22 protein-coding genes are annotated in these 25,581 nt (G+C 42.3%); 1 reads left to right on the top strand and 21 read right to left on the bottom strand.

Translation table 11 applies throughout. From position 1 onward, the window contains the following. Nucleotides 1-25: 25 nt before the first annotated feature. The 7 genes from rsmB to gmk form a co-directional block, all read right to left on the bottom strand. Nucleotides 26-1,366, bottom strand: a complete 1,341-nt coding sequence (rsmB, locus tag CSV69_RS02675) for a 16S rRNA (cytosine(967)-C(5))-methyltransferase RsmB (RefSeq protein ID WP_085428600.1) — start codon at nt 1,364-1,366, stop codon at nt 26-28. Then, a complete protein-coding gene (fmt, locus tag CSV69_RS02670) occupies nt 1,363-2,301 on the bottom strand; it encodes a methionyl-tRNA formyltransferase (RefSeq protein WP_099692659.1) in 939 nt (312 codons plus the stop codon). The genes rsmB and fmt overlap by 4 nt, the downstream gene beginning before the upstream one ends. After that, nucleotides 2,298-2,801, bottom strand: coding sequence for a peptide deformylase (def, locus tag CSV69_RS02665; protein ID WP_085428598.1), 504 nt, complete (start codon nt 2,799-2,801; stop codon nt 2,298-2,300). The genes fmt and def overlap by 4 nt, the downstream gene beginning before the upstream one ends. Nucleotides 2,802-2,830: 29 nt before the next feature. Next, complete coding sequence (gene priA / locus CSV69_RS02660; RefSeq protein WP_085428597.1) at nt 2,831-5,239, bottom strand: primosomal protein N'; 2,409 nt, start codon at nt 5,237-5,239, stop codon at nt 2,831-2,833. Beyond that, nucleotides 5,229-6,449, bottom strand: a complete 1,221-nt coding sequence (gene coaBC, locus CSV69_RS02655) for a bifunctional phosphopantothenoylcysteine decarboxylase/phosphopantothenate--cysteine ligase CoaBC (RefSeq protein ID WP_085428596.1) — start codon at nt 6,447-6,449, stop codon at nt 5,229-5,231. The genes priA and coaBC overlap by 11 nt, the downstream gene beginning before the upstream one ends. A 77-nt stretch (nt 6,450-6,526) precedes the next feature. After that, the gene (gene rpoZ, locus CSV69_RS02650) at nt 6,527-6,751 is read right to left on the bottom strand and encodes a DNA-directed RNA polymerase subunit omega (RefSeq protein WP_085428595.1); all 225 of its coding nucleotides are present in this window, start codon (nt 6,749-6,751) and stop codon (nt 6,527-6,529) included. Nucleotides 6,752-6,754: 3 nt separating this feature from the next. Beyond that, on the bottom strand, nt 6,755-7,372 hold the full coding sequence (gene gmk / locus CSV69_RS02645; protein ID WP_085428594.1) for a guanylate kinase: 618 nt from the start codon (nt 7,370-7,372) through the stop codon (nt 6,755-6,757). Nucleotides 7,373-7,653: 281 nt separating this feature from the next. Here gmk and CSV69_RS02640 point away from each other — a divergent pair, with 281 nt between their 5' ends. After that, a complete protein-coding gene (locus CSV69_RS02640; RefSeq protein WP_085428593.1) occupies nt 7,654-9,339 on the top strand; it encodes an Rqc2 family fibronectin-binding protein in 1,686 nt (561 codons plus the stop codon). Between the two features lie 252 nt (nt 9,340-9,591). Here CSV69_RS02640 and CSV69_RS17090 read toward each other — a convergent pair whose 3' ends face one another. The 14 genes from CSV69_RS17090 to ileS form a co-directional block, all read right to left on the bottom strand. Further along, on the bottom strand, nt 9,592-9,732 hold the full coding sequence (locus CSV69_RS17090; protein WP_158232722.1) for a hypothetical protein: 141 nt from the start codon (nt 9,730-9,732) through the stop codon (nt 9,592-9,594). Further along, the gene (gene pyrE / locus CSV69_RS02635; RefSeq protein ID WP_085428592.1) at nt 9,699-10,328 is read right to left on the bottom strand and encodes an orotate phosphoribosyltransferase; all 630 of its coding nucleotides are present in this window, start codon (nt 10,326-10,328) and stop codon (nt 9,699-9,701) included. The genes CSV69_RS17090 and pyrE overlap by 34 nt, the downstream gene beginning before the upstream one ends. Beyond that, nucleotides 10,325-11,038, bottom strand: a complete 714-nt coding sequence (pyrF, locus tag CSV69_RS02630) for an orotidine-5'-phosphate decarboxylase (RefSeq protein WP_085428591.1) — start codon at nt 11,036-11,038, stop codon at nt 10,325-10,327. The genes pyrE and pyrF overlap by 4 nt, the downstream gene beginning before the upstream one ends. Next, the gene (locus tag CSV69_RS02625; RefSeq protein WP_085428590.1) at nt 11,035-11,949 is read right to left on the bottom strand and encodes a dihydroorotate dehydrogenase; all 915 of its coding nucleotides are present in this window, start codon (nt 11,947-11,949) and stop codon (nt 11,035-11,037) included. Before CSV69_RS02625 ends, pyrF begins: the two co-directional genes overlap by 4 nt. Next, the gene (locus CSV69_RS02620) at nt 11,946-12,725 is read right to left on the bottom strand and encodes a dihydroorotate dehydrogenase electron transfer subunit (protein ID WP_085428589.1); all 780 of its coding nucleotides are present in this window, start codon (nt 12,723-12,725) and stop codon (nt 11,946-11,948) included. The genes CSV69_RS02625 and CSV69_RS02620 overlap by 4 nt, the downstream gene beginning before the upstream one ends. Next, nucleotides 12,722-15,919: a carbamoyl-phosphate synthase large subunit gene (carB, locus tag CSV69_RS02615; RefSeq protein ID WP_099692658.1), complete on the bottom strand. Its 3,198-nt coding sequence runs from the start codon at nt 15,917-15,919 to the stop codon at nt 12,722-12,724. Before carB ends, CSV69_RS02620 begins: the two co-directional genes overlap by 4 nt. Further along, on the bottom strand, nt 15,912-17,012 hold the full coding sequence (locus CSV69_RS02610) for a carbamoyl phosphate synthase small subunit (protein WP_085428587.1): 1,101 nt from the start codon (nt 17,010-17,012) through the stop codon (nt 15,912-15,914). Before CSV69_RS02610 ends, carB begins: the two co-directional genes overlap by 8 nt. Beyond that, nucleotides 17,012-18,289 (bottom strand): dihydroorotase, encoded by a 1,278-nt coding sequence (locus CSV69_RS02605; RefSeq protein WP_085428586.1) that lies wholly within the window; start codon nt 18,287-18,289, stop codon nt 17,012-17,014. Before CSV69_RS02605 ends, CSV69_RS02610 begins: the two co-directional genes overlap by 1 nt. Nucleotide 18,290: 1 nt before the next feature. Further along, nucleotides 18,291-19,169, bottom strand: a complete 879-nt coding sequence (locus CSV69_RS02600) for an aspartate carbamoyltransferase catalytic subunit (RefSeq protein ID WP_085428585.1) — start codon at nt 19,167-19,169, stop codon at nt 18,291-18,293. Between the two features lie 43 nt (nt 19,170-19,212). Next, the gene (locus CSV69_RS02595; RefSeq protein WP_085428584.1) at nt 19,213-20,499 is read right to left on the bottom strand and encodes a uracil-xanthine permease family protein; all 1,287 of its coding nucleotides are present in this window, start codon (nt 20,497-20,499) and stop codon (nt 19,213-19,215) included. Between the two features lie 20 nt (nt 20,500-20,519). Further along, the gene (gene pyrR, locus CSV69_RS02590; RefSeq protein WP_085428583.1) at nt 20,520-21,068 is read right to left on the bottom strand and encodes a bifunctional pyr operon transcriptional regulator/uracil phosphoribosyltransferase PyrR; all 549 of its coding nucleotides are present in this window, start codon (nt 21,066-21,068) and stop codon (nt 20,520-20,522) included. Between the two features lie 227 nt (nt 21,069-21,295). Continuing rightward, nucleotides 21,296-22,201 (bottom strand): RluA family pseudouridine synthase, encoded by a 906-nt coding sequence (locus tag CSV69_RS02585; protein WP_099624473.1) that lies wholly within the window; start codon nt 22,199-22,201, stop codon nt 21,296-21,298. Then, a complete protein-coding gene (gene lspA / locus CSV69_RS02580) occupies nt 22,201-22,677 on the bottom strand; it encodes a signal peptidase II (protein WP_099692657.1) in 477 nt (158 codons plus the stop codon). Before lspA ends, CSV69_RS02585 begins: the two co-directional genes overlap by 1 nt. 138 nt (nt 22,678-22,815) lie before the next feature. Next, nucleotides 22,816-25,575, bottom strand: a complete 2,760-nt coding sequence (gene ileS / locus CSV69_RS02575; protein ID WP_099692656.1) for an isoleucine--tRNA ligase — start codon at nt 25,573-25,575, stop codon at nt 22,816-22,818. Between the last annotated feature and the right edge of the window lie 6 nt (nt 25,576-25,581).

Below are 25,581 nucleotides of genomic sequence, written 5' to 3'. Positions count from 1 at the left end.
CTACCCTCCATTCCAATTGGTCTGGTTAGTTGATTCTTTGTAACGTCGCGACAAAGAAACCGTCACTTTGATGATCGTGAGGTAAAATCTGTAAGTAGCCATTCTTCGTTTCATTCTCTAGAATATGAAGTGGAACTAGTACAAAGTCTGGTTGCTCTTTCAAGAACCATTTTACAATCTCTTCGTTTTCGGACTTATCGATTGTGCATGTACTATAAACTAAAAGACCATCCTTCTTCACTAGTTGACTAGCAACTTCAAGTAGTTCTTTTTGAATGACTGTAAGATTTTCAATATCTTTAATGGTTTTTTTGTATTTGATTTCAGGCTTTCTACGAATAACCCCTAATCCACTACATGGCGCATCTACTAATACGCGGTCAAAAGATTGAGGTTCGTATGTTTTCAATAATTCCCTGCTATCTCCACTATTTGTATGAATGGAACTCAACCCAAGTCGTTCTGCATTTTGCTCAATTAAACGTAATTTATGTGCATGCAGATCATGTGCCTGAATTTCCCCTTCATCTTTCATACGCTCTGCTATATGAGTAGTTTTACCTCCTGGAGCAGCACACATATCCAATACGCGCATACCGGGTTCTACTTGCAATGCAATGGCAGGAAGCATAGAGCTCTCATCTTGAATCGTCAACAACCCTTGTTTGAATACTTCTGTAGAAGCCAAATTTCCTGACTCCACTTGGATACTACTATCTGAAAGAGTACCCGCAATTGCAGTAATGCCTTCTTTTTTTAGTAGACCGATGACTTCACCAATATTCGTTTTGGTTCTATTGATTCGAGCTGTTGTAATAGGTGGTTGATTATTGACTACTGCCGCTGCGGTAGCTTCTTCCATACCGTATTGCTCAATCCATCTTCGGATCAACCACTCCGGGTGACTAGTCTCGATTGACAAACGAGTAATAGGATCTTCAATTTCATCTAATGAAGGTACACCTTCACGGTAGATTGAGCGAAGAATACCGTTCACCATGGACGAAACGCCTTTATGGCCTCGCTTATTGGCAATTTTTACTGCCTCGTTAACAATCGCGTGCTCAGGTATTTTGGAGAGATAAATGATTTGATAGACAGACAGACGAAGTAACTGCCGAACCCATGGCTGTAATTTCCCTCTCACAAACGGTGCTAAATAATAATCAAGCGTCATTTGCTGCTGTAACGTACCATATGTTAACTCTGTCAATAATGCACGGTCTTTTGATTGAAGATCATAGATTTCAATCGTTTTATGGAGCAATAAATTACTGTAAGCTTGCTCTTCTTCAATTTGCATTAACATCGATAATGCTGCATCGCGTACATTGCCTCGCCAAATCTTCTTTTTATAATTTGTCATTCAAATTTGTCTCCCACTTGCCATTTTGATCCGATTCCATTTAAGAACACGGTGGCTGTCATTCGTTTTTTACCTGCTGGTTGTAAGTCTGTAATGGCTATAGTGCCCTCACCTGTTTGTACTATAACACGATCTTTTTCCAGACCGACGATTTCTCCAGGCGTTGCATCAGATAATTGTTCCTCCAGCTGAGTCCACCAAATCTTCACTTGATCACCGGCAAACTTTGTATAAGCGACTGGCCACGGATGTAACCCGCGTACTTGGTTATATATCGAACGTGCTGAACTTGTCCAATCAATTCGCTCTTGTTCTCTTGAGATATTTCTTGCAAATGTCACTTGCGTCTCATCCTGTACTATACGCTCATTTGTACCAGCAAGGATGGAAGGTAATGTTTCTTTTAATAATGAAGTACCTGCTTTAGAAAGCTTTGTAAACATCGTCCCTGTATCGTCGGTCTCTTCAATTGGTGTAATGACTTGCGAAATGATATCCCCCGCATCCAATTTCTCCGCCATATACATGATCGTAACGCCTGTTTCTTTCTGACCATCCATGACTGCCTGATGAATGGGTGCACCACCACGATAGTTAGGTAATAAAGAAGCATGAACATTTATACAACCAAGTTTTGGTGCTTCGAGCAGTTCATTCGGAAGCAATTGACCGAATGCAGCCGTCACAATCAAATCTGGTTGGAGTTCGAGAATTTCCTGTAACTCCGCAGAACCTTTTAGCTTTTCTGGCTGAATAACAGGCAATCCTAAGCGTACTGCTTCTTCCTTTACGGGAGGTGGTGTCAATACGCGCTTGCGACCTACTGGACGATCTGGTTGTGTCACGACAGCGAGAATTTCATATTCTTCATTATGTAGCATCGTCAACACACCTACAGAAAATTCAGGAGTTCCCATGAAAATGATTTTCGTCATTCGTCACCCTCCTCTTCATCTTCATCTTCGTCTTCAAATTCAGATGGATCCACTACGCGTGTAATCTTTTTATCGAATAGAATGCCATTCAAATGGTCGATTTCATGTAAGATTGCTCGCGCTTCGTAGCCTTCTGCTTCTAATTCATATAAACTGCCGTCCCGTTCTTGTGCTTCAATTTTCACATGGAAAGGACGCTCTACTTCTCCGAATAGTCCTGGGAAACTTAAGCACCCCTCGACTTCTACTTCAGATCCTCCAATTGCCGTAACGACAGGATTGATCATTTCGATAATTTCTTGTTCTTCATCGAAGTCTACAATGGCTACACGAATAGACTTACCCACTTGTGGAGCTGCTATTCCCACACCGTCATGCTCTACCATTGTTTCATACATATCATCTAGTAAAACACCCAGTTTTTCATCAAATACAGTAACTTCCTCGCATGGAGTCGTCAGGATAGGTGATGGATGCCTAACGATTTCTAATATAGTCAAAATAATTTCCTCATTTCTTCATCGAAAGGTTAAAAGATCGATGTTGGTTCACGGTTAATCGACATAACCAAGCCGTCTTTTGCCCAACTTGTTTTGTAGTGTTTCAAAAGTTGTTGCAGAACCGGAATTAAAGCAGGTTCTTGTTTGTATTTTATCAAACTTTGGTAACGATATCTATTGTTGAGGCGACTGATCGCCGCAGCTGTCGGTCCAATGATGACCGTTCCTTGTGATAGACGCTCCGCCATAAATGCAGTGCCTTTATGTGCATAGTCTGCAGCTTTTAATACATCTTCATGACTGAACTGTACAACCGTCACATAATAGTAGGGTGGATAGCCAAGCAATCGTCTTCTATCCATCTCCATATCATAAAAAGGCACGTAATTCTGTGTCTTAGATAACTCAATCGCATAATGCTCAGGGTCATATGTCTGAATGACCACTTCACCCGGTAACTGATCACGTCCTGCCCTACCACTCACTTGTGTTAAAAGCTGGAATGTCTTCTCAGCAGCCCGAAAGTCGGCTAAATGGAGAGATGTATCCGCAGCCAATACACCTACAAGAGTGATGCGTGGAAAATCAAGCCCTTTGGCAATCATTTGAGTACCAAGTAAAATGTCTGCTTTTCCTTCACCAAAATCATGCAACAAACGCTCATGAGCACCTTTAGTATTTGTCGTATCAATATCCATCCGAATAACGCGTGCTTCAGGTACTAATTTATATAGTTCCTCTTGTGCTTTTTGCGTTCCCGTCCCAAAGAATCGAATATGCTCGCTTGTGCATTCAGGACATTCAAGAGGTACCCGTTCTTCATGACCACAATAGTGACATTTCAGACTTTCACTTGCACGATGGTAGGTTAATGAAATGTCGCAGTTTGGGCATTCAACAACCGTTCCGCAATCACGACAGAGAACAAAACTCGAAAAGCCACGTTTATTTAACAGCAGAACAATTTGTTCTTTGCGTGCCAATCGTTCGCGAATGCCTTCAGCGAGTGCAATAGAAAACATAGAGCGATTTCCTGCTTTAAGCTCTTCACGCATATCTACCACTTCAACACTCGGCAACGCTTGATTCTTCGCACGTTTTGAAAGGGTCAATAATGAATACACCCCTTTGGAAGCCCGGGCATAAGACTCCAGTGAAGGTGTCGCACTACCTAAGATAACAGGACATTGATAATATTCTGCTCGCCAAATAGCTACATCTCGTGCATGATACCTTGGCGATTCTTCTTGTTTGTACGTAGACTCATGTTCTTCATCCAGAATCAACAATCCCAAATTCGTGAAAGGAGCAAATACCGCTGAACGTGCTCCAATCGCAACTTTTACTTCGCCGCGATGAATCCGACGCCATTCATCATACTTTTCACCAGCGGATAAACCACTGTGTAAGACAGCTACTAGTTCTCCAAATCGTCCTTTAAACCGGGCCGTCATTTGAGGAGTTAATGCAATTTCAGGTACTAACACAATCGCTTCTTTACCTTGTTTTAACACATGGTCGATGGCCTGCAAATACACTTCCGTCTTTCCACTTCCTGTAATACCATGAAGTAAAAACGTCTCTTGAATATGCTTATCACTCGAAAGTTCAATAGCAGAAAGCGCAACTTGTTGCTCATCTGTTAGCTGTTCCGGTTTACCGCTATCCTTCATTTTTGGTGATTCTAACTCACGATACACCTCGACCTGTGATTGCTCGACTATCTCTTTGTCTACAAGTGATTTCAGTACACTCGATGCTACACCTGATTCATTGAGGAGCTTACTCGCCTCTACTGATTCTGTCGGATGAAGCAATAACCAACTGAGTAGTTCACGTTGTTTCTTAGCATTTGGATGCGTTTCTTCCAATGCAATTTCTAATCGAGTGGCATCCGGTATATGAATCATACGTACTTTTTTCATCTTAGTTTTCTGTTGGATCGCTGTATCGATTTCAACAATTCCCTGTTCGTTATACTTCTTTACTTCATTTAATAAATTAGCATCTTGAATTGCTTTTAACGTCACTTGCTGGCGGTTACCTAAAAATGTGCGAAATGATTCGTTGAGTTCATCCGGTTTGATGACGGTCATAATCTTTTCATATTTAGCACGCATAGCAGCGGGTAACATTACTTGCAGTGCATCGATTTCATAAGCGATCGTTTCCGTTGCCATCCACTTCGACAGTACCAATAACTCTGCAGATAACACCGGTTCTAAATCTATAATTTCGGCTAGTGGTTTTATCTTGTTACTATCCAGCTCGCTTTCTTCTTTGATCGCTGTAACATAGCCCGCAACTTTCCGCGGACCAAAAGGAACTTTAACCCGTAAGCCTGGTTCCATCACATGTTCCCACTCAACAGGAACTGCGTAATCAAATGGACGGTCGATTGGATAGGCTGCTACATCCACAATGACTTCAGCGATCATGCAGCTTACTACTTTCTTGCTGAATAATCGTTTCAAATAACCGTTCGGCTAATTGATCTTTTGGCATGGCTGAAAAAGGGATTGCTTCTCCTTCTCTAGAAAGTAATGTCACAACATTCGTGTCACTACCGAAACCGCCGTCTGGGTCAGTCACATCATTGACAATAATGTAATCCAGATTTTTAGACTCCAATTTCTTTTGACCGTAGGCTACCACATCTGTAGTTTCAGCAGCAAAGCCGACTAATAATTGATTTTCTTTCCGCTGTCCTAACGTTTTCAGAATATCGGTTGTCCGCTCCAATTCGAGTACATCATCGCCATCTTTTTTCTTCATTTTCTGACCATGTATATTTTTCGGACGATAATCTGCAACGGCTGCCGACTTCACTACAATGGAAGCATCATCATACTGACTCATTACAGCATCAAACATTTCTGCAGCACTTTCTACATATATCACTTGAACGCCAGTCGGAACCGGTAGCTCGACTGGTCCTGAAATCAGCACAGTCGTAGCACCTAGTTTTTGTGCAGCTTCCGCCATTGCGTAGCCCATCTTGCCACTTGAAAAATTGGATACATAGCGGACGGGATCTATACGTTCACGAGTCGGTCCAGCTGTAATGACCACTTTTTTGCCGTGCAAAGGCTGATAAGTAACTCCATTAAAGTGATTGCAAATTAATTCAGTAATTTTTTCAGGTTCTTCTAAGCGACCCTTGCCTACATAACCGCAAGCTAAAAAACCTTCTGAAGGTTCGATAAATTGATAGCCATCCGCATGTAATTGGTCAATATTACGCATAACAGCAGGGTGGGCATACATATGTACATTCATAGCAGGTGCAATCCACACGTCTGCTTCTGTTGCTAGTAAAATAGTCGTTACCATATCGTCTGCAATTCCGTTTGCAAGCTTACCAATTACGTTAGCGGTGGCAGGTGCTACAACTACTAAATCGGCCCAGTCCGCTAAATCGATATGTGCAATGACACGAGAGTCTTTTTCATCAAATGTATCAAAATATACATCATTGCGTGACATCACTTGAAAGGATAATGGTTGAACAAATTCTTTTGCTGAATCCGTCATGACGACTTTTACATTAGCTCCAGCTTGGGATAATTTACTGACTAGCGCAACGGCTTTATATACTGCAATACCACCTGTTACGCAGAGTAAAATATTTTTATTATCTATCTTCATGAAACTCATTTCCTTTCCGAAAATAATAAACTCCCTGAGAACGATTGAATTCTTAGGGAGTTGTTTTTTATTTCAAATCAAACTTCATCTTCATAAATGATTGATTCATCTGCTGCTTCATTGATCAAAACGCCTGCGGCTACTTCTTCAAGTGCTCTGCCCACACTTTTCACCGAACGGTATGAGTGAAGTAATTCATTTTCTTTTTCCTGTAGTTCACGTGCTCGCTTAGCTGCAAGTGTGACTAGCGTGTATTTAGAATCTACTTTTCCCTTTAGTGAATCAACTGATGGATATAACATAGTTTATTCTCCCTCCAACATCTGTAAGTATCTCTGTTCCACACGTTCTCTTCTACAATGCTCTGCCGTAACAATCGCATTGACCCGATCACATGCTTTGGAGACCTCGTCGTTCTCTACTACATAATCGTACAGGTGCATCATTTCGAGTTCTTCCCTTGCTTTTAATACACGGTCTGCAATAATATCGGATGCTTCTGTACCTCTACCAATCAAACGACTTTCTAGGTCACTTAAACTTGGAGGTGCCAAGAAAATAAACAGACCGTTCGGTACTTTTTCACGTACTTGTGCTGCGCCGACTACTTCAATTTCTAGGAAAACGTCACGACCAGCGTCTAATGTTGCGTTGACATAGTCGAGTGGTGTTCCGTAGTAGTTCCCTACATATTCTGCGTATTCGAGAAGTTTTCCTTCTTCAATCATTTTTTCAAAGACTTCTTTTGAACGGAAGAAGTAGTCGACACCGTCGACCTCCCCTTCACGCGGGTTTCTTGTGGTCATGGAGATGGAATATTCGTAATTGGTGTCCGGGCTTGAGAATAGTTCTTTCCGAACAGTTCCTTTTCCGACGCCGGATGGACCAGAAAGGACAATTAGTAGTCCACGATGTTTGTACATGTAATCCCTCTTTGTTATGTATTCATTAGCACGCCATTCCTAATTATAACCTATACATACGATAATTAAAGTAGATAGCCCCGTTGATTTCCCTTCCAGGTGGGACGCTTTCCACTACAATCAACTAGATATCATATACATACATTTAGAATCGAAAGAACAATTCATAAAGATTTGTCTAGTTAGACTACGTAGGCCCATGTGTGCAATCTGTTCATATTATACCATAATCATACGATGAGTGCTAAAATGGAACAAAACGAAATGAAAGAGGAATCCGTATGGCATTTGATGGTTTATTTACGAAAGCAATAGTAAGCGAACTGCAACAACTGAAAACTGGTCGGATTTCGAAGATTCATCAGCCGAATTCGCAGGAGATTATTTTTCAAATCCGAGCCAATAATAAAAATCATAAATTATTAGTATCTTTGCATCCTTCTTTCTCACGGTTGCAGTTGACTGAAGAAGTGTTGACGAATCCCCCTGAGCCACCGTTATTTTGTATGGTGTTGCGAAAGCAGCTTGAAGGCGGGATGATTACGTCAATTGAACAACATGAGAATGACCGAATTGTGAATATAAGTGTGCAAGCGAGAAATGAATTAGGTGACCAGATCGAGCGAAAGTTAGTTATTGAGATTATGGGGCGACATAGTAATCTAATTTTACTTGATGCTTCACGCGATATGATTATCGACAGTATGAAGCACTTGCCGCCTTCTGTTAATAGTTATCGTACAGTTTTACCTGGACAGCCCTATATTCCTGCACCTCCACAAGATAAACTAGATCCGTTTGAAGTAACAGAAACAGAATTTAATACACTTGTTGGAGCGTTTCACGAACCAAAAGACATCGTGAAACAATTTGCGGGCTTCTCTCCTTTAACTGCGGCTGAATTATTGTACCGCGTAAAGCAAAACGAGCCTTCCTTTACTATTTGGCGCGAGTTTCTCAATAGCTTCCATGTAGATACTATGAAGTCGACAGTCGTGGAAAACGACAAAAAAACTTTATTCTCAGCCATTGAATTAACACATACAGAAGGAACAACGCAAACATTCTCTACACTGGGCGATTTGCTGGATAAAGTATATTTTGCCAGAGCCGAACGCGAACGTGTGAAGTCACAAGCTATTGACCTCGAACGCTGGTTATCGAATGAAATTGCAAAGCTAGAAAACAAAACAAAGAAGCTTCAAAAAGAGCAAGAAACGGCACAAGATTTGGACACGTTAAAACTATACGGTGAGTTGTTAACTGCAAACAGCTATAAGTTGCATAAAGGTGATAAAGAAGTGACGGTAGAAAATTACTACGAACAAGGTACAACTGTCACAATTCCGCTAGATCCAAGAAAATCACCAATCGATAACGCACAACGCTTTTTCTCCCGTTATGCCAAAGCAAAAACTGCACTAATTCGGATTGCGGAACAACTTGAAAAGACTAAAGACGATATTGAATACTTTGAAATGGTAAAACAGCAAGTTTACCAAGCTTCCCCAATCGATATAGAAGAAATACGTCAAGAACTAATAGAACTCGGATTTATGCGTGCCCGTAGAAGCAAAAAGAAAGCAAAACTGAAAAAACCAAAACCAGAAGCTTTCATTTCTTCCACAGGCATTCCAATCTCAGTCGGAAAAAACAATAAACAAAATGACTACCTAACATTTAAACTAGCAGCACGCGATCACATATGGCTACACACAAAAGACATACCTGGCTCTCACGTCGTCATACACGACACCGACCCAGATGCTCAAACAATCGAAGAAGCAGCCGCACTATCCGCTTACTTCAGTAAAGCACGCGAGTCGTCATCTGTTCCAGTAGACTACACAGGAATCCGGCACGTCAAAAAACCATCCGGCGCAAAACCCGGATTCGTCATCTACTTCGAACAAAAAACCGTATTCGTTACACCGGATGAAGACTTGGTCCGTAAACTAAGAAAATAAAGTATTGTCTAGATATAAATTTCAAACTAATTAAGATAGAAGAGAATTCCTGCTATTACAGGTTTCTTTTCTATCTTTTTTCAAAAAATAATGCATCATAGTTCTACGTTTTGAAAAAGACACCAGTTGATCGTAAGTGGAAGGCGGCGACTCCCGGAGGATCAGCGTGCGCCTTGAGACCCTGTCAGGTGCCTTAATTTCTGCAAAGTACACAGAAATACAGCAAAGCGAACCCTTCGCTGTTCGCCTGGCTCAAGCCACGCCCTCGGGAAAGCGTCCGCCTGGAACGTCGATCAACGTTGCCTCCCCGTACCCTTCTCTAAATGAAAAACGGCTCCCATTACGGGAACCGTCTTTCATTACAGCGTACCAAGCTTCAACTTCGAATGCCATTCCATCAATTCATTCATAGACTCTTCCTTAACCGCGCCCTCTTCTTTCGCAACTTCAGCAAGCGCTGCAAAATTCGTCAAGCTGTGATATGAAAGATTCGCCTCAGCGAACTTCTCATCCGCCTTCTGTAATTCATATGTAAAGATCGAAACAATTCCGCATACTTCCACGTCCTCTGCAATCAATGCATTCGCTGCATTCAAGCTGCTTCCACCTGTCGAAATCAAATCTTCAATAATAACGGCTTTCGCATTCGGCTCGATTCTTCCTTCAATTTGACGACTCTTACCATGTGCTTTTGCAGTAGAGCGTATATATACCATCGGCAACTTTAGAATATCCGCAACCCATGCTGCGTGAGGAATACCCGCAGTTGCTGTCCCTGCAATGACTGTCGTTTCAGGGTAATGAACACGAATCAATGCCGCAAGCCCTTCTGCGATTTCTTTACGTCCTACCGGATCTGCCATCGTTAGGCGGTTGTCACAATAGATAGGTGACTTAATACCTGAAGCCCATGTAAATGGCTCTTCAGGATTGATCGCCACAGCTCCTACATTTAACAGGATTTGCGCAACTTCTTTTTCTCTAGTCATGATGTAATCCCCTCCCACAATGTTTTCACTTCCAGATATGCTTCTAGCGGATCATTGGCACCTGTAATGGCACGCCCTACTACGATATGTGTTGAGCCTTCCTGCCTAGCTTTTGCTGGTGTCGCCACACGCTTTTGATCGTGAACATCGCCTTCTGCTAAGCGAATGCCAGGTGTCACTTTGAAGAAATCCTTGCCGCATACTTCTTCAATAATTTTTGCTTCCTGCACTGAACAAACTACGCCATCTAAATGTGCCGATGAAGCTAGTTTCGCGTAATGCTCCACTGATTCACGAAGTGGTACACTGATCAGTTGTTCTTCTTTTACTTGACGTTCGTCCGTTGAGGTCAGTTGAGTCACTGCAAGTAACGCAGGACGCTGAACACCGGAAGCTGTACCCGCATCAAGACCTTCTAACGCCGCTTCCATCATCGACTTACCGCCAGCCGCATGCACATTGACCATATCGACTTCCAGCGAAGCCAATACTTTCATTGCGGATTTAACCGTATTGGGGATATCATGTAATTTCAAATCTAAAAAGATAGAGTATCCCTCTTCCTTTAGTTTTGCAATCAGGGCCGGTCCTTCTTTATAATACAATTCCATTCCTACTTTGACATTGACCGACTGGTCGAATGCTTTCAGGAAATCGAATGTTCTTTCAGCTGAATCAAAGTCTAGTGCAATTATTGGAGAACGATTCATACACGATGACTCCTTCCCACTAATTCTGAAATATGATCTATTCCTAGTTCATCTAACTTTGCAGGTAACTGCTCGATAATCGTAGGACAGACGAATGGATCGACAAAGTTTGCTGTACCAACTGCTACGGCACTTGCACCGGCAGACAAAAAGTCCACCACATCTTGTACACATGTAACGCCACCCATTCCAATGATTGGAATATTAACAACTTGACTTACTTCATAGACCATGCGAATCGCGACTGGTTTAATTGCTGGGCCTGATAATCCGCCTGTTTTATTCGCAATAACCGGTTTACCTGTCTTTTCATCCAAGCGCATACCGACTAAAGTATTGATCATCGTAATACCATCTGCACCACCTGCTTCTACCGCCAATGCCATCGCTCTAATATCCGTGACATTTGGTGACAGCTTTACATACACAGGCACAGAAGATACAGCTTTTACTGCTGCTGTTAGTTCTTTCGCAATTTCAGGATCTGTTCCAAAAAGAATCCCGCCACATTTAACGTTTGGGCAAGAAATATTTAGTTCAAGTGCATGAACATTTGGCGCTTTTGAAATTTGTTTTGCCACTTCTACATAGTCCGCAGTCTCAGATCCTGCAACGTTCGCAATGATCGGAACATCAAATTTCTCTAACCATGGTAATTCATTTTCCAAAACACCTTGCAGTCCTGGATTTTGAAGTCCGATAGCGTTCAACATACCTGAAGAGGTTTCCGCCACACGTGGTGTCGGGTTACCATAACGCATTTCTTCTGTTGTCGCTTTGATCATGATGGCCCCGAGCTTTGACAAATCGTACAGATTACCATACTCCTTACCAAAACCAAAACAGCCAGATGCAGGCATGATTGGATTTTTTAATTCGAGTCCTGGCAATGTAACCATTAATCTATTCATATCTGCACCACCCCTGCTGGAAATACTGGACCGTCTGAGCATACTTTGACATACGGTTGATCTGTTGCATTTTCATTCGTATGGCAAACACAAGCGAAACAAGCCCCTATACCGCAACCCATTCGTTGTTCAAAAGATAAGAATCCTTTTTTATTCACATACGCTTTTTGAACTGCATCAAGCATCGGCATAGGTCCACAGCTGTAATACGTTTCGAATTCATTGGATAACTCACTCATAACGTTCGTAACGAAACCTTGTGTACCATTACTTCCATCCACTGTCGCGATATGCGTTTCGCCTAAGGCGGCAAATTCTTCTTGATAGAACACTACTTGATCTGATTCAAAGCCAAGTATATGGATACAGTTAACACCTTTAGCCGTAAGTTGTTTAGACAACTCATACAATGGCGGCACACCAATTCCCCCACCAATTAAAACAGCCGTTTGACCAATCGCTGTTTCTTCAACTGGAAAGCCGTTTCCTAAAGGTCCGAGTACATTCACTGTATCTCCCTCACGTTTTTCAGACAAAAGCGATGTGCCTCGTCCTTCTGCACGATAGATGATCGTCATTTCATTTTTCTCAGGATTGATTTCAGCAATGGAAATCGGGCGCCGTAATAATGGTTCAAATGAATCCGATACACGGATATGGACAAACTGGCCCGGAGAAGTAATTTCTCCGACCAATTTGCCTGTTAATTTCATTTCGAAAATATCTTTCGCGATTTCCTGTTGCGATCCGACGGTCATCAAATCTTGGATGATCATTTAACCACCTGCGGTTTTGGCATGGCATCCGTCTGGAATGTCATGGATTCAATGACAGACAACATAGCCGCCGCTGTATCAATTGAAGTTAAGCAAGGAATGCCATTTTCGACAGTTTCACGACGGATTCTAAAGCCATCACGTGCCGGTTGTTTTCCTTTAGTCAAAGTATTGATGACCAATTGCGCTTGTCCTTTTTGTATCACGTCGATCAAAGTCGGACCTTCCGTGCCAATCTTTCCTACTGTTTTCACTTCGATATTTTCTGCTTCAAGAGCTTTTGCCGTTCCTTCTGTTGCTACAATACGATATCCAGTTTCAATGAAACGTTTCGCGATATCGACAATTTCTTCTTTATCTTTATCAGATACTGTCATCAAGACTGTTCCGTATTCTTTTACTTCCATTCCAGCCGCTACTAAGCCTTTGTACAATGCTTTTTCCAGTGTAACGTCTTTACCCATAACTTCGCCCGTCGATTTCATTTCTGGTCCGAGTGTAATGTCTACACGACGAAGCTTTGCGAAAGAGAAGACTGGCACTTTGACGTAGACGCCTGCTGGAGCTTCTGCAAGACCGTCAGTATAGCCTTGTTCTAGAATTGATCTACCCAAGATCGCCTGTGTTGCCACATTTGCCATCGGAATATTCGTGATTTTACTCAAGAACGGTACTGTACGGCTTGAACGCGGGTTCACTTCGATTACATAAACTTGTCCTTCTGAAATAACGAACTGGATGTTCATTAATCCACGGATCTTGAGACCGAGTGCTAAACGTTTCGTATAATCAGCGATCGTTTCGATCATGGACTGAGAAAGGTTTTGTGGCGGATAGACTGCAATCGAGTCCCCCGAGTGAACACCTGCACGCTCGATATGCTCCATGATTCCCGGTATTAATACCGTTTCACCATCACAAATTGCATCCACTTCAATTTCCGTTCCTGTTAAGTAGCGGTCGATCAATACCGGATGTTCTGGGCTAGCTTTTACCGCATTCTCCATGTATTGAAGTAATTCTTCTTCGTAGTAAACGATTTCCATTGCGCGTCCACCTAATACATACGAAGGTCGTACTAATACTGGATAGCCAATTTCTGATGCGATAACAACTGCTTCAGGTACTGATAAAGCTGTCTTACCAAGTGGTTGTGGTACCCCAATGTCATGCAATGAACTTTCAAACTTATCACGGTTTTCTGCGCGGTCGATATCTTCAAGTGATGTACCAAGAATCTTCACTCCACGCGCTTCCAATTCATCTGCCAAGTTGATCGCTGTCTGACCACCGAACTGTACGATGACACCTTCTGGTTGCTCGAGATCTACGATATGCATAACATCTTCAATTGTTAACGGTTCGAAGTACAACTTATCAGAGATAGAGAAATCAGTCGAAACGGTTTCAGGATTATTGTTGACGATAATCGCTTCGTAACCCGATTCTTGGATCGCCCATACACAGTGTACTGTCGCATAATCGAATTCCACACCCTGCCCAATACGGATTGGACCTGATCCTAATACGATTACACTTTTCTTATCTGTTCTTACAGACTCATTTTCATCTTCATACGTACCGTAGAAGTACGGTGTATCAGACTCATATTCTCCTGCACATGTATCAACTTTCTTATAAACCGGAACCAACCCTTGTTCTTGTCTCCAGTCGTATACTTCACGTTCTGTTGTCTTCCATAATTGTGCAATCGTCACGTCAGGGAACCCAAGACGTTTTGCTTTATAACCAATTGCTTTATCGTATGGATTCTCTTTTAATATTTCTTCATAACGAACGATGTTTTCGAATTTACGCAAGAAGAATAAATCGATTGCGCTCCATTCGTGTATGGTTTCAATTGTTACACCGCGACGCAATGCTTCTCCGATGAAGAATAAACGCTCATCGCCCGCTTTGCGAATACGTTGTTCGATCCATTCGTCGGACATTTCACTACCACCCGGAAGTGACAAATCAAATTGGCCTGTTTCCAATGAACGAACAGCTTTCATGATGGATTCTTCGAATGTACGGCCCATCGCCATTACTTCGCCCGTTGCTTTCATCTGTGTTCCTAAATTACGCTTTGCTGATTCGAACTTATCAAAAGGCCAACGTGGAATCTTCGTTACTACATAGTCTAATGTCGGCTCGAAGCAAGCATACGTGTTGCCTGTTACCGGATTTATCATTTCATCTAGCGTTAAACCGACAGCAATTTTCGCCGCAAGTTTTGCGATTGGATAACCTGTCGCTTTAGATGCTAATGCAGACGAACGGCTGACGCGTGGGTTAACCTCGATAATGTAGTAATCAAAGCTATGCGGATCCAGAGCAAGCTGAACGTTACAGCCACCTTCGATTTTCAACTCGCGAATGATGTTCAATGAAACATTACGAAGCATCTGGTTCTCACGGTCGGTCAATGTCTGACATGGCGCCGCTACGATAGAATCTCCTGTATGGATTCCAACTGCGTCGACGTTCTCCATGTTACATACGACAATTGCATTATCTGCGGAGTCACGCATGACTTCATATTCTATTTCTTTAAATCCTGCGATGGATTTCTCAAGCAGACACTGTGTAACTGGGCTATATTTCAAACCGCTTGCTACGATTTCTTCTAAGTCTTCGTCGTCATGACAAATCCCGCCACCTGTTCCACCTAGCGTGAACGCAGGGCGAACGATAACTGGATAACCGATTTCATTTACAAATGCATAAGCTTCATCAATGTTATGGATGATTTCACTGTCTGGAACAGGTTCGCCCATTTCATTCATTAATGTCCGGAACAAATCGCGGTCTTCAGCTTTATGGATCGCATCAAGCTTTGTACCCAAAATCTCAATTCCTAGTTCATCTAAGATGCCTGATTCATGTAATTCAATTGCCATGTTCAAACCAGTTTGTCCGCCTAGAGTTGCCAGTAGTGCATCCGGACGTTCTTTACGAATAATGCGACTAACGAATTCAAGTGTGATCGGCTCGATATACACTTTATCTGCCATTTCAGTATCCGTCATTATAGTTGCAGGGTTTGAGTTGATCAGAATAACTCGATAACCTTCTTCTTTAAGAGATAAACAGGCTTGTGTACCTGCATAGTCAAATTCTGCTGCTTGTCCAATTACAATAGGACCTGAACCAATCACGAGGATGGATTTTATGTCAGTACGTTTAGGCATTAGTATTCTCCTTTCGGTTGCTTGCAGTCATCAATTGAATGAAACGTTCGAATATATAGTTAGAATCTTGTGGTCCTGGTGATGCTTCTGGGTGGAACTGAACAGTGAATGCTTCCAACTTTTCACTTCGAAGCCCTTCAATACAATTGTCGTTCAACGCTCTATGTGTTATTTCAAGACCTGTTCCTGCTAAAGATTCTTCAAGCACTTCATAGCCGTGACTTTGTGATGTCAGATCAGTACGATTCGTATTCAAGTCTTTAACTGGATAGTTCCCTCCAATATGGCTGTTCTTCATCTTCGCCGTTTTAGCACCGCAGGCGAGTGCGAATAATTGATGACCCAATCCGATACCGAAGATAGGTTTTTTACCAATTAATTCTTTTATTGTTTCAACTGCACCTTCTACGTCCTCAGGATTTCCTGGTCCGTTTGACAGCAAAATGCCGTCTGGGAATAGCGCTAAAATTTCTTTTGCTGATGTATCATGAGGAACGACTATTACGTCGCAGTCCTTTTTATTTAATTCACGCAAAATGCCATGTTTAATGCCGTAGTCGATGACGACGACACGCTTGCCTAAGCCTGGACTTGGATATGGGCGCTTAGTAGATACTTTCGCTACTAAATCGGTTGGCAATTCATATTGTTGAAGTTCTGCAACTGTTGCATCCGGATCGATCTCTTCCCCAGCAGCCGTTAATTTACCTCGCAGTGAACCTTTATCACGTAAAAGACGTGTTAGTTTACGTGTATCTATTTCTTGAATACCTGGGATCCCTTTTAAAATTAGCAAGTCTCCTAGTGACATGCCGCTACGGAAATTTGAAGGTTCTTCTGTTAGCTCTCTAACGACTAAACCGTTAATTGCTAAATCGATGGACTCATAATCGTCTCGGTTAATACCGTAGTTACCGATTAGCGGATAGGTCATAACGACAATTTGTCCACAACCTGATGGATTTGAAATCGTCTCCTGATATCCTGTCATGCCTGTTGCAAATACAGCTTCTCCTACTGAAGCGCTGTCTGCTCCAAATGCTTTCCCTTCAAAAATAGAGCCGTCTTCTAATACTAAGTATCTTTTTGTCATCATTGACCATCCTTCCATACGATGTTTCCACCGAAAATTGTCATTACAGGCCATCCAGCACATTCTACGCCGTCAAATGGTGTGTTCTTTCCTTTTGATACAAATGTCGTACGGTCAATCTTTTGTTGTTTTTCCAGATCAAGTAACACTAAATCTGCTTCAGCACCTACTTCAAGTTTGCCGTATGGCAAGTTGAACACTTCCGCTGGTTTCACTGTCATCCAGTCAAGAAGCTGTTTGAGTGTCCAGTGTCCTGGCTTAACGAAGTTTGTGTACAGTAAAGGAAATGCCGTTTCAAATCCTGTAATTCCAAATGGTGCTTTTGCGAATCCAACTGCTTTTTCATCTGCCGTATGTGGTGCGTGATCTGTTGCGATACAATCCAATGTGCCATCCATCAAACCTTCACGTAATGCATCTCGATCTTCCGTTGAACGAAGTGGCGGATTCATTTTCCAATCTGCATCATCGTTAGGTATATCATCTTCAGTCAACAACAAGTGGTGCGGGCTAACTTCTCCTGTGACATGAATACCGGCTTTTTTTGCGTCTCGGATAATGCGAACAGATTCTTTTGTGCTGACGTGACATACGTGGTAATGTGCACCAGCTGCTTCCGCGAGTAAAACATCCCGCGCGATATGTACAGATTCTGCAATAGAAGGAATTCCTGGCAAGCCCAGTTCTTTATTACGTTTTCCTTCGTGCATTGCGCCACCATAGATCAATGTGTTGTCTTCGCAGTGCGCAACAATCGCCATATCGATCTTCGCCGCATCCTGCATCGCTTCGTACATCATCCCTGCTTCTTGTACACCTACACCGTCGTCCGTAAACGCGAAGGCACCGTGTTCTTTTAATTCAGATAGATTAGTGCGTTCTTTTCCCGCTTCTCTGATCGTGATCGACGCATAAGGAAGTACACGAATTTTTGCATTGTCTTTAATTAATGTATTGATTTTTTCAAGATTTTCTTTCGTGTCGGGTACTGGGCGTGTATTTGGCATTGGACAAATGGTTGTATATCCGCCTTTAGCTGCTGAATATGTACCTGTTTCAATTGTTTCTTTATGTTCGCCACCCGGTTCACGTAAATGGACGTGCACGTCGATGAAGCCAGGAGATACAAGTAATCCTTCCCCTTCAACAATTTCACATCCGTCTACTGCTAATTGATTGCCAATTTCCGCAATCTTTCCATCTACAATTTTGATGTCCGTTACGATGATCTTGCCCTCTTCGTTTACCATTTGTACTTGTTGAATTAACGTGTTCATATTACTTCCGCCCCTTCAATATAAGTTCTAGAACAGCAGCCCGAATATAGACGCCGTTTTCTACCTGTTTAAAAATTCTCGACTGTGGACTTTCTATTAAACAGTCTGCTATTTCTACATCTCGGTTCACTGGAGCAGGATGCATGATGATCGCACCTTTTTTCATTCTGGCCGCCCGTTCAATCGTAAGACCATATTGTTCATGATAAGCAGCTTTCGTATACGCCATCTCTGTATTATGACGTTCGTGCTGTACTCGGAGAAGCATGACCACATCACTTGTTTCAATAACCTCATCCCAGTTGTCGACGCTATCGAATTCTCCTGCCCATTCCGGCGGGCAAAGGAACGTGACGTCGGCTCCTAACTTGCGCAAAGCTTCTGCGTTCGAACGTGCTACTCGACTATGGGCGATGTCTCCTGCAATCAATACTTTTAACCCTTCAAATTGACCGAACTCTTCTTGAATCGTGAAGATGTCGAGCAAGGATTGTGTGGGATGTTGACCGGATCCATCTCCTGCATTAATGATTGCGACATTCGTTCGTTTTATTAGCTCTTCATAGAAACCATCGGCTGGATGTCGTATAACTAGTGCATCCAAACCTATTGCTTCCAACGTCCTAATCGTATCATATAGTGTTTCTCCCTTTAACGTACTAGAGAAACTCGTCTCAAAGGGGATAATTTGCGCGCCTACTTTACGCTCTGCCATTTCAAAACTCGTTTTTGTTCTTGTACTAGGTTCAAAAAACAAGTTGCAGACGGTATAAGTTCCAGGCAATTCCCGGAATCCCAGCCGCTTGAAAATCGCTGCCCTATCGAGTATGAGCATGATTTCTTCCACTGTCAGGTCTTTCATTGAAACTAAATGTTCCATCACATATTCCCCCTTCACGAAGTGCACGTACTACTTTTGTTTTCTATTCTTCTTCATCCATCAAGGTATCATTCGTTTTACCTGGCAATACTAGATTCAGCAGCACTCCGACAATTGCTGCCAGTGCCATACCTCCGACTTGGAATGTCTCGCTTATATTGATAGTCGCTCCACCTATTCCGATGACCAAAATGATGGATGCGATGACTAGATTTCGTTGATTATCAAAGTCGATTTTGTGGTCGATGAGCATCCGCATCCCTGATGAAGCGATGATACCGAACAATAGAATCGATATACCACCAAGTACCGCTGTAGGAATCGTAGCAATTAACGCCATTATTTTACCTATGAAAGAGAAGAGTATCGCAAATACGGCGGCCCCCATGATGACATACACACTGTAAACGCGTGTAATAGCTAGTACACCGATATTCTCTCCGTATGTAGTTTTAGGTGGTCCTCCGACCAATCCACTCAGTAAAGTACCTAGTCCATCACCAAGCAATGACCTATGCAATCCCGGACTTTCGATGTAATTCCGATCTACTACTTTGCCGAGTACAAGCTGGTGACCAATATGCTCAGAGATCGTTACAATCGCGATTGGCACCATGATGATCAATAGCGTTGGCGTTACGACAAATTCATAGTCAATACCTGGAATGAGCATCTCCGGTACCGCAAACCATTTCGCTTCTACTACTTTGCTGAAATCCAGTATGCCGATGAAGGCAGAGTAGATATACCCGACCATAATACCGATTAGTACTGGCATCAAGCTGATAATTCCTTTAAAGAACATCAGGCAGAACACTGCAGAAGCAAGTGTGACTAGAGCTGCTGAAAAGTGCAAACCACTATAAACGTCTACTCCATCCACATTAATCGTGCTTGCCATACTAATAGCTGTTGGTGCAATTGCCAATCCAATTACCATGATGACTGGACCAACTACGATTGGCGGTAATAACTTCATAATCCAGTTATAACCTGTCTTGTAAATCAGTAACGATATAATGGCATAGACTAGCGCAACGAACATGCTACCAATCATCGCACTGCCTATACCGCCTGATTGAGTCGCCATCTGTATCGGAACAATAAAGGCAAATGAAGAGCCTAGATATGCGGGCACTTGAAATTTCGTTACGATAATAAATACTATAGTTGCAATTCCACTAGTTAATAGTGCAATAGCAGGACTTAAACCTACTAGTTGCGGTACTAAGATTGTCGCGCCAAACATTGCGAACATATGCTGTAAACTTAATGCAAGCCAGCGCACCGGTTGCGGCTTTTCATGTACATCCAATACTTTTACGCTCATCCGTCATTTCCCCCAGCTGCTTATAATGTACGTGTGTGAATAGTGACTCCATCCGTTGCATCTGTTTCGATCATACTGACTACGACTCGTTCTTCATTTGAAGTTGGAATGTTTTTTCCGACAAAGTCCGGTCGAATCGGTAGTTCCCGATGACCACGGTCTACTAGTACCGCCAGCTGTATGGAAGAAGGTCTTCCTAAGTCCATTATCGCATCTAATGCTGCTCGGACTGTTCTTCCTGTGTAGAGAACATCATCAACTAGGATGACTTTTTGATTGGCCACATCGTGCTCTATATTTACTTGTTGAACAAATGCTTCTCCTTGGGCATTCTTCAATTGAAGATCATCTCTATACAATGTGATATCCAATTCACCCTTTTTAATTGGTTTTCCTTCAATTAATTCAATTTTATCGGCTAAGCGCTTAGCCAAGATGGCACCTCTTGTTTTAATGCCTACTAATATACATTGATCAATGCCACGGTTTTTTTCAATAATTTCATGTGCAATACGTGTGATCGCCCGAGTCATGGCTTGCTCATCGAGTATTGCTGCTTTTTCCGCCATATCATAAATCCCCTTCCTATTTTACCTATAGTCTACAAAAAAAGCCCTCCAGTCAGAGTAGACTGGAGGGCGGACGTGCAGAAAAAAGCATACATCGATACTTACCGCAGTAAGCTATCATGTAATTCCGTGCAACCTTCCCAGCCTCACAGGACTGACATTAAAGGTATCGCTATTCAATTGCTTAATAGAGTATACATCTCACCACAAGCGTTTGTCAACGACTATCAAGGACGTAATTCATTGAGTAATTGTTTATAATTTTCAGGCAATGGAGCGGTGAATTCCATATATTCACCCGTTTCGGGATGATCAAATCCTACCGTTCCGGCATGTAGTACTTGTCCTCCAAAATCGATTGTTTTTCTTTGGCCATATTTCGGATCTCCTACAAGTGGATAGCCGATATATTTCATATGCACGCGGATTTGGTGAGTCCTTCCTGTTTCCAAACGGCATTCAACCAATGTATAGTCTCCAAAACGTTCAAGAACCTTAAAATGTGTAACAGCATGTTTTCCATCATCCACAACGGCCATTCTTTGACGATCTCGTTTATCTCGTCCAATTGGTGCATCGATCGTACCGTTATCATGTGGAATATGTCCGTGAACTAATGCTGTATAAACACGATTTACTGATTTATCCACTAGCTGATTCACTAATGAAACATGCGCTTTATCATTTTTAGCTACCATCAATAACCCTGAAGTATCTTTATCGATACGGTGCACGATACCCGGTCTCATAATACCGTTAATACCTGACAAGTCTTTCACTTGGTACATCAACCCGTTAACTAATGTCCCACTTACATGGCCAGCTGATGGATGGACAACCATCCCAACTGGTTTGTTGACAACCAACACGTCTTGATCTTCATAGACGATTTCTAGGTTTAAGTTTTCTGCTTCTACATCATATTCTTCCACGTCTGGTTGCTCTAAAGCGATTTTATCATCTGTTTTGACCTTATAGTTTGGTTTAACTGAACTATCATTTACTTTAACATGCTCATCTTTCACCCATTGCTGGATTTGCGTACGTGACCAGTCTGGCTGAAGAGTCGCCAATGCTTTATCTATTCTATTACCTGTAAGTTCTTCTGTTATTACATATTCAAATCTTTCCATTACGACACCTTTTTCTTTTTCTTTTTCTCATCAAGTAGCACATGTAACAAAATCAGTATGACAGCAATTGTCAGTGCAGCATCCGCCACATTAAATATCGGAAAATCATAGTTAATCACAGGAATCAGGACGCTAATAAAATCTACTACTTCTCCCCTTACTAGTCGATCGATGAAGTTGCCGATCGCACCGCCGAGCAATAGCATCAGACTCACACCTAGTAGTCGATCCTTTTTACCTTCTGTATGGAAGAAATAAATTATAGCCACCACTACTACAATAGTTACAATGAAAAACAGCCACATTTTCCCTTCTAGCATTCCCCACGCAGCGCCACGGTTACGGTGGGACAGCAATGCGATATAAGGATCCAGAACAGATATATGTTCACCTAGTTCCATATTTTTTACGATTAGCCACTTCGTCAGCTGATCCAAGCCGATGACCAGTACAGCAATAGCATAATAAACGATCACTTCATTACCCTCCGTCCAGCTAATTTCTTCTTTAGTTTACCACAAATTTTGTCTTGCAATATGATTGTCGGTCCTACTGTGCAAAAAAAGCCATCATCATCCACGAATGAATGATGATGGCTGAGACATCAAGATTGCTTACGCATAGTTTTCTTTCACAACAGTTGCGCATCGTGTACATAGTGTCGGATGGTCAGTGTCTTCTCCAACCGTCTTGGAGATAGTCCAGCATCGTTCACATTTTTCACCTTCTGCAGGTTCAACCAAGACCGTTGCGTGATCTAGTTTCATTGCATTTGGCAGTTCTGCATTTGTACTTTCTTCAAATGCGGATACGATAAAGAATTGCGCAAAATCAATATCCTTTGCTTGCAGAATACCACGTTGATCTTCAGGCAATACAACTGTCACTTTAGCTTCCAAAGATTTACCGATTACTTTCGCGTTACGGGCTTCTTCTAGTGCCTTCAAGACATCATCACGGATATCCATCAAGTCATCGAAGCGCTCACGTAGCTTGTCCGCTTCTTCGCCTTTATGATCCGCTTTCGGCATATCCGTCAATTGGACACTGTCTTCTTCAACATGCTGAATATATTTCCACATTTCATCTGCTGTGTGTGGCAAGATCGGTGTGATGAGCTTGACTAGTGTAATCAATGTATCATGCATCACCGACTGCATTGCACGTCGATCTGGATGATTCGCAGCTTCAATATAGACTACATCTTTCGCAATATCCAAGTAGAGCGAGCTGAGTACGCCTGTACAGAAATTATTGATTGCGTGGTAGACGGTAGGGAACGCATACTGCTCGTAAGCTGTAAGCACTTCCTCAGTCAAATCTTGCAACTTCACATAGACATACTGATCAACTGCACGCATATCATCAAATGCTACGCGATCTGTAGCTGGATTAAAGTCGGCTACGTTACCATGCAAGAAACGGATCGTATTACGGATCTTACGGTAAACTTCTGAAACTTGCTTAAAGTTCGAATCAGATACACGAACATCGGCTGTATAATCTACAGATGATACCCATAGACGCACGATGTCTGCGCCAAGTTGATTGATGACTTTTGAAGGGACGATTACATTCCCTAGAGATTTACTCATCTTACGACCATTTTTGTCCAATGTGAAACCATGGCTCAAGATACCTTTATACGGTGCAATACCATTGATCGCTACGCTAGTTGTCAATGATGAGTTAAACCAACCTCGATATTGATCCGAACCTTCAAGGTATAAATCTGCCGGATAACGAAGGTCATCACGCTCATCAAGTACACCTTGATGTGTTGTTCCTGAGTCAAACCAGACATCCATAATGTCCGTTTCTTTCGTGAACTCGCCATTCGGACTTCCTTCGTGTGTGTAGCCTTCAGGCAATAGTTCTTTTGCAGAACGCTCGAACCAAATATTCGATCCGTTCTCACGGAATAAATCTGCTACATGACTGACCGTTTCGTCTGTCAGAATTACTTCTCCATTTTCCGCATAAAATACTGGAATCGGAACACCCCATACACGCTGACGAGAAATACACCAGTCTCCACGGTCACGGACCATATTGAATAAACGTGTTTCACCCCAAGATGGCGTGAATGTAGTAGTACGGATCGCTTCGAGTAAATCACTTCTGAACGATTCAATAGAAGCGAACCATTGTGAAGTCGCACGGTAGATGACCGGCTTCTTCGTACGCCAATCATGCGGATACGAGTGAGTGAAAAATGACAACTTTTGAAGTGCGCCGACTTCTTCCAACTTTTCAGTTACGGCTTTATTCGCATCCTCATAGAACATACCAGCGAAAAATGGTGCTTCTTCCGTCATGACACCGCGGTCATCAATTGGAGATAATGCATCGATTCCGTATTGCTTACTCACGTAGAAGTCGTCTTCACCATGACCTGGTGCTGTATGAACACAGCCTGTACCAGCATCTGCTGTAACATGCTCACCTAGCATAACTAATGAATCACGATCATAGAATGGATGTCTGGCAACAATCCGGTCAAGGTCTGAACCTTGAACTTCTTTTTCGATCGAGTACTCTTCCCATTCCAGTTCTTTCGCCAAATACTCCACTAAATCTTTTGCTACTACAAATTTCTCATTCTGCACTTTTACTACTGCATACGTAAATTTAGGATGAACGGAAATTCCTAAGTTTGCAGGAATCGTCCATGGTGTCGTTGTCCAGATCAGGAACTTCACATCTTCATCTAGTACACCTTTTCCATCTTGGATCGGGAAGCTTACATAAATAGACGCAGACTTTTTATCTTGATATTCAATTTCTGCTTCCGCCAATGCCGTTTCACTTGAAGGTGACCAGTAAACAGGCTTTAATCCTTTATAGATATATCCTTTTTTAGCCATTTCACCGAATACTTGAATTTGACGAGATTCAAATTCAGGCTTCAGCGTGATATATGGATTGTCCCAATCTCCGCGAACACCGAGACGCTTAAATTGCGTACGCTGATTGTCGATTTGTTGAAGTGCATACTCCTCACACATTTTGCGGAATTCAGCCGTGCTCATTTTCTTGCGATCGACTTTTTTATTTACAAGTGCTTGCTCAATTGGCAAACCATGTGTATCCCATCCCGGTACATACGGAGCGCGGAAGCCAGACATTGATTTATAACGAATGATAAAATCTTTTAGTACTTTGTTAAGTGCGTGGCCCATGTGTAAGTCACCGTTCGCATAGGGAGGTCCATCATGCAATATGAAGGACGGACGATCTGCAGTACGTTCCTGCACTTGCTGATAGATATTCTTTTCATTCCATTCTTCCTGCATTTTCGGCTCATTATTTGGCAGATTGCCACGCATAGGGAAATCGGTTTTCGGCATAAGCAATGTATCTTTATATTCCATTATAAT

The sequence above is a fragment of the Sporosarcina sp. P26b genome, assembly GCF_002743245.1.
Classification (GTDB): Bacteria; Bacillota; Bacilli; order Bacillales_A; family Planococcaceae; genus Sporosarcina; species Sporosarcina ureae_C.
Note: the sequence above shows the minus strand (reverse complement) of the source record. Positions and strands in the feature narration are given on the sequence as shown.

What these genes read in the sequence shown, in the direction of transcription:
- coaBC (WP_085428596.1), bottom strand. Translation starts at nt 6,449, where the DNA reads ATGAAGATAGATAATAAAAATATTTTACTCTGCGTAACAGGTGGTATT.
- CSV69_RS02600 (WP_085428585.1), bottom strand. Translation starts at nt 19,169, where the DNA reads ATGGAACATTTAGTTTCAATGAAAGACCTGACAGTGGAAGAAATCATG.
- pyrE (WP_085428592.1), bottom strand. Translation starts at nt 10,328, where the DNA reads ATGACTAGAGAAAAAGAAGTTGCGCAAATCCTGTTAAATGTAGGAGCT.
- CSV69_RS02640 (WP_085428593.1), top strand. Translation starts at nt 7,654, where the DNA reads ATGGCATTTGATGGTTTATTTACGAAAGCAATAGTAAGCGAACTGCAA.
- gmk (WP_085428594.1), bottom strand. Translation starts at nt 7,372, where the DNA reads ATGTACAAACATCGTGGACTACTAATTGTCCTTTCTGGTCCATCCGGC.
- pyrF (WP_085428591.1), bottom strand. Translation starts at nt 11,038, where the DNA reads ATGAATCGTTCTCCAATAATTGCACTAGACTTTGATTCAGCTGAAAGA.
- CSV69_RS02585 (WP_099624473.1), bottom strand. Translation starts at nt 22,201, where the DNA reads ATGGAAAGATTTGAATATGTAATAACAGAAGAACTTACAGGTAATAGA.
- carB (WP_099692658.1), bottom strand. Translation starts at nt 15,919, where the DNA reads ATGCCTAAACGTACTGACATAAAATCCATCCTCGTGATTGGTTCAGGT.
- pyrR (WP_085428583.1), bottom strand. Translation starts at nt 21,068, where the DNA reads ATGGCGGAAAAAGCAGCAATACTCGATGAGCAAGCCATGACTCGGGCG.
- CSV69_RS02605 (WP_085428586.1), bottom strand. Translation starts at nt 18,289, where the DNA reads ATGAACACGTTAATTCAACAAGTACAAATGGTAAACGAAGAGGGCAAG.
- ileS (WP_099692656.1), bottom strand. Translation starts at nt 25,575, where the DNA reads ATGGAATATAAAGATACATTGCTTATGCCGAAAACCGATTTCCCTATG.
- rpoZ (WP_085428595.1), bottom strand. Translation starts at nt 6,751, where the DNA reads ATGTTATATCCATCAGTTGATTCACTAAAGGGAAAAGTAGATTCTAAA.
- CSV69_RS02620 (WP_085428589.1), bottom strand. Translation starts at nt 12,725, where the DNA reads ATGATCATCCAAGATTTGATGACCGTCGGATCGCAACAGGAAATCGCG.
- CSV69_RS02625 (WP_085428590.1), bottom strand. Translation starts at nt 11,949, where the DNA reads ATGAATAGATTAATGGTTACATTGCCAGGACTCGAATTAAAAAATCCA.
- CSV69_RS02610 (WP_085428587.1), bottom strand. Translation starts at nt 17,012, where the DNA reads ATGACAAAAAGATACTTAGTATTAGAAGACGGCTCTATTTTTGAAGGG.
- rsmB (WP_085428600.1), bottom strand. Translation starts at nt 1,366, where the DNA reads ATGACAAATTATAAAAAGAAGATTTGGCGAGGCAATGTACGCGATGCA.
- CSV69_RS17090 (WP_158232722.1), bottom strand. Translation starts at nt 9,732, where the DNA reads ATGGCATTCGAAGTTGAAGCTTGGTACGCTGTAATGAAAGACGGTTCC.
- CSV69_RS02595 (WP_085428584.1), bottom strand. Translation starts at nt 20,499, where the DNA reads ATGAGCGTAAAAGTATTGGATGTACATGAAAAGCCGCAACCGGTGCGC.
- priA (WP_085428597.1), bottom strand. Translation starts at nt 5,239, where the DNA reads ATGATCGCTGAAGTCATTGTGGATGTAGCAGCCTATCCAATCGACCGT.
- fmt (WP_099692659.1), bottom strand. Translation starts at nt 2,301, where the DNA reads ATGACGAAAATCATTTTCATGGGAACTCCTGAATTTTCTGTAGGTGTG.